Annotated in this window: 7 protein-coding genes; 3 read left to right on the top strand and 4 right to left on the bottom strand. The window is 50.8% G+C overall.

From position 1 onward, the window contains the following. The coding region (gene glgP / locus VFS25_RS22355; protein ID WP_326464404.1) for an alpha-glucan family phosphorylase at positions 1-2,095 on the top strand (2,095 nt) is incomplete at its 5' end. Positions 2,096-2,108: 13 nt separating this feature from the next. On the opposite strand, the gene VFS25_RS22350 is transcribed toward glgP, so the two are convergent. The 4 genes from VFS25_RS22350 to VFS25_RS22335 form a co-directional block, all read right to left on the bottom strand. Beyond that, on the bottom strand, positions 2,109-4,598 hold the full coding sequence (locus tag VFS25_RS22350; RefSeq protein ID WP_326464403.1) for a cation-translocating P-type ATPase: 2,490 nt from the start codon (positions 4,596-4,598) through the stop codon (positions 2,109-2,111). 26 nt (positions 4,599-4,624) lie between these two features. Further along, complete coding sequence (gene ppsA / locus VFS25_RS22345; protein ID WP_326464402.1) at positions 4,625-7,039, bottom strand: phosphoenolpyruvate synthase; 2,415 nt, start codon at positions 7,037-7,039, stop codon at positions 4,625-4,627. Between the two features lie 149 nt (positions 7,040-7,188). Further along, positions 7,189-8,256, bottom strand: coding sequence for a hypothetical protein (locus tag VFS25_RS22340; protein ID WP_326464401.1), 1,068 nt, complete (start codon positions 8,254-8,256; stop codon positions 7,189-7,191). 39 nt (positions 8,257-8,295) lie between these two features. Further along, positions 8,296-9,132 carry a universal stress protein gene (locus tag VFS25_RS22335; protein WP_326464400.1) on the bottom strand — a complete coding sequence of 279 codons (837 nt, stop codon included), beginning with the start codon at positions 9,130-9,132 and terminating at the stop codon, positions 8,296-8,298. Between the two features lie 225 nt (positions 9,133-9,357). Between VFS25_RS22335 and VFS25_RS22330 the strand changes: the two genes are divergently transcribed. After that, entirely contained in the window at positions 9,358-9,813 is a 456-nt protein-coding gene (locus VFS25_RS22330; RefSeq protein WP_326464399.1) for a pyridoxamine 5'-phosphate oxidase family protein, read from the top strand. 272 nt (positions 9,814-10,085) lie between these two features. Continuing rightward, positions 10,086-10,362 (top strand): response regulator (locus VFS25_RS22325; protein ID WP_326464398.1); only part of this gene is annotated, 277 nt, incomplete at its 3' end.

Genomic DNA, 10,362 nt, shown 5'->3' with positions numbered 1-10,362 from the left:
CCTGAAAGCAGCCAGCGACGGCAACATACCGCTGATAGCAGTGGGGCTGCTATACCAGGAAGGATATTTTAAACAGATCATGTCTCCCGAGGGCAACCAGGTAGCTATGCCCGATGTTATGGATATGGGAATGCTGCCGCTTTACCGTATAAATGACAGTACCGGCGCCCCGTTGCAGATTTCCATTGCATTTCCCGGCCGCACAATAACCGCCGGCGTGTGGAAAGTGAGCGTTGGCCGTGTGGCATTATACCTGCTGGACACCAATGTTGACACCAACCGCCCGGAGGACCGCCGTATTTGCGCAAAGCTATATAACAGTAACAGCGAGCTGCGGTTACAACAGGAAATTTTGCTCGGTATTGGAGGAGTGCGTTTATTAACAGCGCTGAACATACACCCCGACGTTTTTCATATTAACGAAGGGCACGCCGCTTTTACTGCATTTGAAAGAATAGGGGAGCTTATACAGCATGCACACCTGGACTTCGACGAAGCGCTGGAGGTTATTAAGGCCTCTTCACAGTTCACTACTCATACCGCCGTTGCAGCCGCCATGGACCTGTTTGATGAAGTACAGCTGAGAGCTTACCTGTCTTATCTGGCAAGGGATTTTAACATTTCCTGGGAACGGCTGATGGCATTGGGCCAGGCTGATGGCGGCCAGGAAAAGTTTTCCATGTTTTATCTTGCAGCACACCTCTCACAGGAAATAAATGCGGTGAGCAGGCTTCACCGGCAGGTGTCCTGCAGACTGCTGCAGCAGCTATGGAAAGATTTCAGGCCAGGTGAGCTGCACATCACCAGCGTTACTAACGGCGTTCACCTGCCTACCTGGACAGCCGTGCAGTGGCAGCATCTTAAAAAGGATAGCAAATCATCCATACAACATATACCAGCATCCCGCATATGGGCGGTGCGGCAGTCCCTGAAACAGGAGATGTTGCAGGGCATACGCAGCCGCTTGCATACGACCTTTATTAGTACTAATAACGCAGATGCGAGGCTCCGTGTGCTCGACGACCTGAAAAACAATGTGTTGCTTATTGGTTTTGCCCGCCGGTTTGCACCCTATAAAAGGGCGCACCTGCTATTTACGGATCTGCAGCGGCTGGCTGCTATTTTAAATAATGCGGCACGGCCGGTGCGGATCATTTTTGCCGGCAAAGCACATCCCGACGACGGTGAAGGCGCAGCGCTGATCAAAAAGGTAATATTAGCTTCCCGGCAGCCGGAGGTGAGCAACCACATCCTGTTCCTGGAAGATTATGATATGGAGCTGGGTGCGCTGCTGGTAAAGGGAGTGGATGTATGGCTGAATACGCCCCGGCTGGAAAGGGAGGCCTGTGGCACCAGCGGTATGAAGGCGGTGCTCAATGGCGTATTGCACTGCAGTGTGAAAGACGGGTGGTGGGCAGAAGCATACCGGGAAGGTGCCGGGTGGGCGCTGGAAGGGAGCTACAGCTTTGAGCAGGATGCCTTGCAGGACACACAGGATGCTGCCTTGCTGTATAGCATGCTCGAAAACGATATTGTGCCACTTTTTTACGAACGCAATAGCGGCGGCCTGCCCGAAGGATGGATAAATATGATAAGAAAATCCCTTTCTGAAGTTGCGCCAGGCTGCGATATGCAGCGGGTAGTAAAGGAATACGGCGCCTGCTATGAAAAATTATATAGCCGCAGCCGGGCTTTACAGGCTGAGAAGTATACACTGGCAAAAGAGCTGACGGTATGGAAGAAAAAGATGCTGGCAGCCTGGCCGGAAATACACGTAATGGCTATAGGACTGCCGGATGGCGACAGTAAGATGCAAAGGCTGGGGGAAAGCTTTCGCATAACGATTACACTCTGCATAGGCAGCCTATCCGTAAACGACCTGGGAGTAGAAATAGTGGTATCGGATGCTGTTCATACGAATGATTACCTGCATGTACAGCCGCTGCCGGTAACTGCCACTAACGGTAACAAATTAACTTTTAGCGATAAAGTATCATTAATGTTTTCAGGTAGCTACAGCTATAGCTTCCGTGTATTTGCCAAACATCCCGCACTTCCTCACCGGATGGATTTTCCGCTGATAACCTGGATCTGATGCGGCCACCAATTTATAACCGTTGCCGGTGTTTAACCGCTTTATATACTTCAAACCAGGCCACGCATATAAATGCAGCGATGAAACAAAGAAAAAAGGTCTGCAGGCTGATGGCTGCCATGCCAAAAAGCCGGCGTACCGCCGGTATAAAATGAATAGCCAGCAGGAACAATACGGAAGTAACCAGTATTACGGGCACCAGGTTATTCCTGTACTTTACCGTGCGGGTAACAGGCTCCGTAAAAGAGCGGTCGGCAAAGGTAAGCAGCGTATTGCTGATAAGCAGGGTGGTGAATACAACTGTACGTGTAACTTCAATGCTGGCGTGCTGCATGAAACGGTAATACAGCAGCATTACTCCTGCGGTAATGGCCAATCCCTGTAATATGTTCACCATCAGCTCATGATTGCTGAACAGGCTTGTTTGCTTACGATTGCCCGTGCGGCCGGTAGTTTCCACCGGCTCCCTTTCAAAGAATACGGAGCTGGTGGGTCCCATAATCAGCTCCAGGAAAATGATGTGAATAGGCGTGAAAATAAAGGGGTATTTCCAGTTCAGCAGCAGGGGTAGTATAGCCGTAAGCAAAATGGGTATATGAATACCGATAATATAACGGATGGCCTTTTTAAGGTTGCTGTGTATTTTACGGCCCTGGCGTATGGCTTCGGGTATTTTTTCGAGGTTATCATCCGTTATTACCAGGTCGGCTGCCTGCCGCGCTATTTCTGTTCCCTTTTTGCCCATGGCAATGCCAATGTGCGCCGCATGCAGCGCCGGGCCATCATTTACGCCATCGCCTGTCATGGCTACGATTTCGCCGTTATCTTTTATAGCATTAATCACTTTCAGCTTGGCCTCAGGGAACATGCGGGCAAATACTACTGCCTGCTGTACCTTTTGCCGCAGCGCCGGACCGTTGAGCAACATGATCTCCTCCCCGGTAACAACATGCCCGTTAGCAGCCATGCCAATTTTTTTTGCGATATGCAGGGCAGTGGCTGCATAGTCGCCGGTGATCATTTTTACTGCTATGCCGTTGGCATACAGCCATGCCACCAGGGGCGCGGCCTGTGGCCTGGGCGGGTCATACAAACATACCAGGCCTTCCAGCCGCCAGCTGAAATCATCCTGGCGCTGCGGCAACGGGTTGTTACCATGTAATGCCGTAGCTACCCCCAGTATACGGTAGCCACGTGCAGCCATCATGTCCACGTGTTGCTGCAGCAAGGCCGCATCCTGCGCATCCGGTTTGCATACCTGCATAATGCGTTCCGGCGCACCTTTGGCCACTGCCATCATACCGTTGTCGTGCGGGTACACATGTGTCATCATAGGCGGCCTGCCTTCCAGCGGGTACTCATATATCATATCCGGCATAATGGCATCATTAAACGGCTGCCGGTGCGCGGCCTCCAGTATGGCCTGCTCCATATGATCGAACGGGCGATGCTCGCTGGCCATGGCTGCGTAATGCAGCAGGCGGCTGTCTGCCGGTGAAAGCCGCTCTTCCAGGTTGGTAAGCGTGCCGGAGCGGTGGTCGTAAGCCATTACCACCTGCATTCTGTTTTCTGTAATGGTGCCGGTTTTATCCAGGCAAAGCACGCTCACGGCTCCCAGATGCTCTATGACCTGGGGCTGACGGGAAATAATACCCTGCCGTGACATGTAATAGGCGCCAAGGGCCATAAAGGACGTAAAAGCTACCGGTATTTCTTCCGGCAATGCCGCCATGGCCAGCGTAAGGCCCAGCAGCACGCTGTTGATAATGTCGTGGTTTTTTATAAAGCTTACCAAACAAATGATCACAAAGGCCGCACCGCCTAACAGGGCCAGCCTGCGCACCGCTTTTTGCACCTGTAGCTGTAAGCGGGTAGGGGGCGGCGGCACGCTGGCAATACTCAGCCCCAATGCTCCCAATCGTGTATCATTGCCAATGGCCGTTACCGTTACCATGCATTTGCCGGCATTAACAGTAGTACCCTGGTAAAGCTGGTTGTTGCCGGCCTGCATGTCTTTGTCAACCGGTAGCGATTCGCCGGTAAGTACCGACTCATTCACCTGGAGGTCATTGGCCGATACAATAATGCCATCCGCCGGTATCAGCGCGCCTTCGCTTAACAGCAGCAAATCGCCGGGCACCAGCTCTTCTGTAGGTATGGTTATTTCCTGCCCATCTCTTATTACTGTAGCCGAGGGGGCAGTATATTGCTGCAGCGCATCCAGCGCCCGCGAGCTTTTTATATCCTGGTATAACGATACGGCTGTAACCACGAGCATGGCCGCCAGCATCATCCATCCCTCCGTAATGTTTCCCAGCAGGAAGTAAAGCAGGCAGCTTGCCAGCAACAGCAGCGTCATAGGCTCCTTTACAATATCCACCATTATATGCAGCAGTGTACGGGTATGCGCGGGCCTGAAAATGTTTTTGCCATACAGCTGCTGCAGGTGGGGAATATCCAGGGAAGAAAGCCCTCTCAACTCCGGAGCCGGTAAACTTTCCATATACTGTTATTTGCTTCCTTTATGAGTTATATGATCACCGGTAACGGTTCGTTGTCAATAAACTGTTCTTTCTCCGCCTTCAGTATGTTGGCAATACCCGGCAGCAAGGCATCCGGATTAAAGGAAATGCTGTTGATGCCATGCGCTACCAGGAAAGCTGCAAAGTCCGGCAGATCGCTGGGCGCCTGTCCGCAAAAGCCAATAGGTACTACTGTATTCCGGACAGTGTCCAGCACCATGGTGATCATCTTTTTTGCAGCGGCATCCTCTTCATTGAACAACGGCGCAACCAGGGCCGAGTCGCGGTCGATACCCAGCGTCAGCTGTGTAAGATCATTTGAGCCAATGGAAAAACCGTCAAAATGTTCTGCAAACGCGGCGGCTTCCAGTACATTGGCGGGCAGCTCGGCCATTACGTACACCTGCAGGCCGTTCTCATGTTGCGGCAAGCCAAAGGAGCGCATTACTTCCAACACCTTTTTCCCTTCTTCCAGGGTACGGCAAAACGGTATCATCACTTTTACATTGGTAAGGCCCATTTCATCCCGTACGGTTTTAACAGCCGCGCATTCCAGGCCAAATCCTTCTTTATACAACGGATGATAGTAACGGGAAGCGCCCCGGAAGCCCAGCATGGGGTTTTCTTCCTTGGGCTCAAATCCTTTTCCGCCCAGCAGCTCTGCATATTCGTTACTTTTAAAATCGCTCATGCGTACAATCACCTCTTTTGGGTAAAAGGCGGCGGCAATGGTTGCAATGCCCTGCGAAAGCTTGTCAATAAAGAAGGCTTTTTTGTCAGTATAATGCCGGGTAAGATAAGCAATACGGTCACGGACGGCTTTATTCTGCAGCTGATCAAAGTTCACCAAAGCCATAGGATGGATGCCAATGGTGCGGGTAATAATAAACTCCATTCTTAAGAGGCCAACACCCCTGTTGGGATAAAAGGAAAGTGCAAAGGCCATATCCGGATCGCTCATAATAAGCATGGGCGCTGTGTACCTGGGCATTGGCAGGTTGGAAAGCGCTGTATCTGTTTTTGTGTAAGCCAGCCGCCCCTCATACACATAACCGGTTTTGCCTTCGCAGCATGAAACCGTGATCATGTCACCGTTCCTTATTTTTTTAGTAGCATCCTGCGCACCTACAATGGCCGGTATGCCCAGCTCCCGGGCAACAATGGAGGCGTGGCTGGTTCTGCCGCCGGTATCTGTAACAATGGCGGCTACTTTTTTCAGCACCGGATCCCAGTCGGGGCTGGTAGATCCGGTAACCACAATTTCTCCCTCCTGTAGCTGCCCGGCTTCCGCCGGTGATGCCAGTATGCGTGCAATACCGGCAGCTACTTTACTGCCAATAGCAGCACCCTGCACCAGGCACCGGCCTTTTTCCTGCAATGTATAGATGGCATGCTCCCGTGCTTGTGCCCGCGCATGAATGGTTTCCGGGCGCGCCTGTAATATAAACAGCTTCCCGCTGGTACCGTCCTTTGCCCACTCAATGTCCATAGGCCGCTGGTAGTGCTCTTCAATAAGCACGCACCATTGCGCCAGCTGCGTTACCTCTGCATCGCTTAACACAAAACGATCGCGCATTTCAGGCGAAGTGGGTTTATTTACAGTGCTTGCGCCGGCTTCCGGATCATTCGTATACACCATAGTTTGGGCTTTTTCGCCCAGCTTTTTCTGTATGGTAGCTTTTTTATGGTGTGCCAGCGAAGGCTTGAATACATAAAATTCGTCCGGCATTACAGCGCCCTGCACAATGTTCTCACCCAGGCCCCATACGCCGGAAAGCAGCACCACATTTCGGAAGCCTGATTCCGGTTCCAGCGTAAAGCCAACCCCTGAGCAGGCCAGGTCGGACCGCACCATCTTTTGTATGCCGGCCGATAGCAACACTTTGCTATGCTCAAAGCCATTGTCTTCGCGGTATTTTATAGCGCGGTCGGTATACAGGGAGGCAAAGCAGCGGTGCACAGCGTCCACTACTGCTGCCTCACCGGCAATATTCAGGTAAGATTCATGCTGGCCCGCAAAGCTGGCCTGGGGCATATCTTCTGCGGTGGCGCTGCTGCGCACTGCCACAGGTACCTTTTCGCTGCTGCCGCAGAGCGCGCGGTATGCATTAACAATACTCGTATGCACTTCATGCGGCATACGGCCCTGCAATATCAGCGAGCGCGCCGCTGCACCGGTAGCCTGCAGGTTGGAAAAGCCGGTACGGTCCAGCTGCTGCATCAGCTGCTGTAAGCGTACCGCCAGCCCGTTATATTCGAGAAACAGCCGGAAGGCAGCAGCCGTGGTGGCAAAACCATCCGGCACGTGTATGCCCTTTGCTGTAAGGGTGGTGATCATTTCGCCCAGGGAGGCATTCTTGCCGCCTACTTCCGGCACATCGGCCATATGTATTGCTGAAAATTTTTTAATAAGCGCTTCCATAAAAATCACATTTTAGATAGGTGATGAGGTATTACAAGCTACGCCAGCCAGCCTGCCCGGCCAATGAGGTATATCAGCGGCTATGGTGACCGTGATCATGGAAAGCCTGCCGGAAGTTTTTGCTGTTGGGGGAATAGCGGCATGAAGTGCTACTGGTATTGAATATATACCGGCCGGGGGTATAGCTGAAGCACCTCAGCAGGCGTCATCAGGTGACCGCCGGTAACTACATCATTCTTATAGAACAACTTAAACCCGGTGAATTGTACGGGCTGATTGGCGATCCAGCCCTTGTAGGAGTCCCGCTTCTTCGCGACGCCTCCAAAACCATCCATATTCATTACTATCTGCACTTCGGGAAATAGCTTTATAGCGTGGTAATTGGTAACCATGCCCTGTGTAAAACGGTGCACCACCAGAACTTTTGGCGGTAGTTTGTATTGCTGTACGAGCTCCGCCAGGTAGGTGATGGCATAATTAATATCTGCCGCGTCAAATGTACCGATAGCGTTGCAGGGCACCTGCCCGTTTTTCATGGAGTATTCGGGGTCAATGCCCAGGTGTACATCCGGCAGGCGCAGGTATTTTTCCAGTGCGGGTATTTCTTCCTGCAGCGTGCTATGCCCCACCTGTATATCCAGGAATACGATGGCGTTAATGCTTTTTGCCAGCGCCAGGGCCTTATCAATTTCCCTGTCCGGCATGCGTAACCTGTACTTTGCACCTGGGCCCGGATTTCGTTGGGCGGTAACTGCAATATAGTGTAAGGCCGGCTGCACAGGCAGCAAGGTGTCCGAAAGCTCCCAGCGATGTACCTCTTGCTGCAGCTGGTGCAGCATTTCCTGCGGCGGCAAAGCGCCTAGCACACCCATGCCCGTTGAATAAAAGTTGCCATAGTAAGCTACAATGCGTTTAAATGGTAACAGGGCGCCTGGCAGCGGGTAAGCTGTTTTTACCGGCCATTTAACAGAAGGTTGCTTATGCACAATATGCAGCAGCAGGCGGTTGTACAATGCTGTATCTACCTGTATGGAGTCTGTACGTGTATCTACAGCAACGGCCGGTGAAGAGTGAATGTTTCGTATGCTGCTGTCCGGCTCCGGCCCATCTATCTGCGCGCTACAGGAAGCCGCCCCCATCCACAAAAGAAGAAGATGAATACATAGAACGCCTGCAATAAGGCCGGGCGTACCGCCGTGCCGGATAGGGAGTGCCATACCAATCATTTTAACGGTCAACATTTGGCAGGGGAGGTGCTACTTGTTGTGTGCTATGAATAACGGAACTGAAACGGATTGCGCAAGCACATCGGCCATACTGGGCCGGAACCAGCGCGATACGGCGCCGCGGCGGTAGGCTCCCAATACGGTTAAGGTATCATTGCCCTTTTGACGCAGGTAATCCACAATGGCCGCTTCCGGCTGTCCTTCTAATACCTGGTAGCGGGCTTGCGGAAAGTGCCTTTTCAGGAATTCTTTCATTAAACGCCCATCCTGCAGGTGCAGCCCCGTTTCGGGCTCATTAACAGATAGCACTTCTGTTTCCAGCATCTGCAAACCGGGAAACAGGTAGCTGAACATTTTTATAGCATGCACGCTGGACGGCTCGCCATCATATAAAAGCAATATTTTTTTTATATCCTGGTAAGCAGAGGGTACTATCAGTACCGGGCATTGCACATCTGTAAGCAAATCCTGCATAAACCGGGTGGGTGCGGGCGCTTCCCGGTACGCAAATGTTTCATGCGCGTCAATCACAATAAGATCTGCATAAATGCTTTCATGCAGCAGCTCCTGTATGGCAATGCTGCGGTCGTGGTGCACACTGTAATTCAGGTGGGCCCGCTGGCAGGCCTTTTCAAAATGTGCTGTTGCGGCAGCTCTTGTCTGCTGATCTTCCGCCTCATACTTTTTTATAACAGCAGGCTGAGCGCCGGATTTGAGCAGCTTGTACATGCTAAAGCTATTGTACGTAAAGTCATCCAGGAATAATCCCACCAGGTGCGCCGGCTGCTCCCTGGTAAATGCAATGGCGTAGTGAAGGGCGCTTTCGGAAAATCTTAATCCATCAAAAACAGCAATTATCTTTTTCATAAGCCTTTTTCTTTGCCGCAAAGTAGCTGTTCATTCTGTTCCGGTGAATGACCGTCGTTAATGCCATACATGATTTCAATTAGCCGTTAACCAGGAAGTATTTATGGCGTTTTCCGGAATACAATAATGATGACGGAGATCAGACCTCCGTTTAATCAGCATCATTGGCGGCAGTCAAATAGTATGATAAATTGAGGTATTTGATGGAAATTAAATAATAAAACTATGTTGGGTACATTAACAATCCAGGAGATCGATGAAATACTTGCCGGCAATATGACAGGCCGCTTAGGCTGCACAGATGGAAAGAAGGTATATGTAGTGCCTGTTAGCTATGCCTTTAACGAAACTTACCTTATTGCCCATTCACATGAGGGAATGAAGATAGATATGATGCGGAAAAACCCCGATGTTTGTTTTGAGGTGGATGAAATACGTGATTTTACAAATTGGCGCAGTGTGATATTGTGGGGTAATTACGAAGAAATCACCGATCAGCGCGAAAGGTTCTATGCTATGAAGTTCCTGGTAGGCCGGCTGTTAAAGCAACCCGTAAGTGAAACTGCCGGCATGCATGAAATGAATACCGAGCTGGCGCAGTCCCATATGGCCCAGCATAAAAGACCGGTCATATACCGGATCAGGATACAGGAAAAGACAGGGCGGTTTGAGAAGCGTTAATATTGATTATAAATGCTTAACTTTCCAGCAGCTTTTATAAGTAAAGGTTACTGTGAGCATGTATGGCTCTGTTCGACTTGGTGCCTGGACAAATATATATCCTCCCGAGAAACTAATGTGTAGCTGATTGGCGTTTCCTGCAAAAAGCTATCGAACGTGTATATACTTATGCCATATCAAAATACGGTTTCAATGAAGAAATAAGGCCAACGAAGAAATAAGGTGAACGCATTCCTGTAACAGCCTGAAAGAATCCCCCTAAACCATTAATCATGAAAACGGTCCTGCTTATTGAAGATAACCTCGAGATAAGGGAAAATACAGCAGAAATCCTGGAACTGGCCGGATATGAAGTGCTAACGGCTGAAAACGGAAAAATAGGTATGATGCTGGCATTCGAGCGTCAACCCCACCTGGTCGTTTGTGACATTCTGATGCCGGTCATGGATGGGTTTGAAGTACTGTCGTCACTGCAACGGGATAAGCATCTCCGCGATGCCCCGTTTATCTTCCTGACCGCAAAAACAGAGAAAGCCGACTTCCGGGAAG

This window comes from Chitinophaga sp. (genome assembly GCF_035761305.1).
GTDB lineage: Bacteria > Bacteroidota > Bacteroidia > Chitinophagales > Chitinophagaceae > Chitinophaga.
This window is presented reverse-complemented; position numbering and strand designations above follow the sequence as displayed.

Bases quoted from the DNA above. Each gene is read 5' to 3' on its own strand.
- VFS25_RS22350 (WP_326464403.1), bottom strand. From the start codon at position 4,598: ATGGAAAGTTTACCGGCTCCGGAGTTGAGAGGGCTTTCTTCCCTGGAT.
- ppsA (WP_326464402.1), bottom strand. From the start codon at position 7,039: ATGGAAGCGCTTATTAAAAAATTTTCAGCAATACATATGGCCGATGTG.
- VFS25_RS22340 (WP_326464401.1), bottom strand. From the start codon at position 8,256: ATGGCACTCCCTATCCGGCACGGCGGTACGCCCGGCCTTATTGCAGGC.
- VFS25_RS22335 (WP_326464400.1), bottom strand. From the start codon at position 9,132: ATGAAAAAGATAATTGCTGTTTTTGATGGATTAAGATTTTCCGAAAGC.
- VFS25_RS22330 (WP_326464399.1), top strand. From the start codon at position 9,358: ATGTTGGGTACATTAACAATCCAGGAGATCGATGAAATACTTGCCGGC.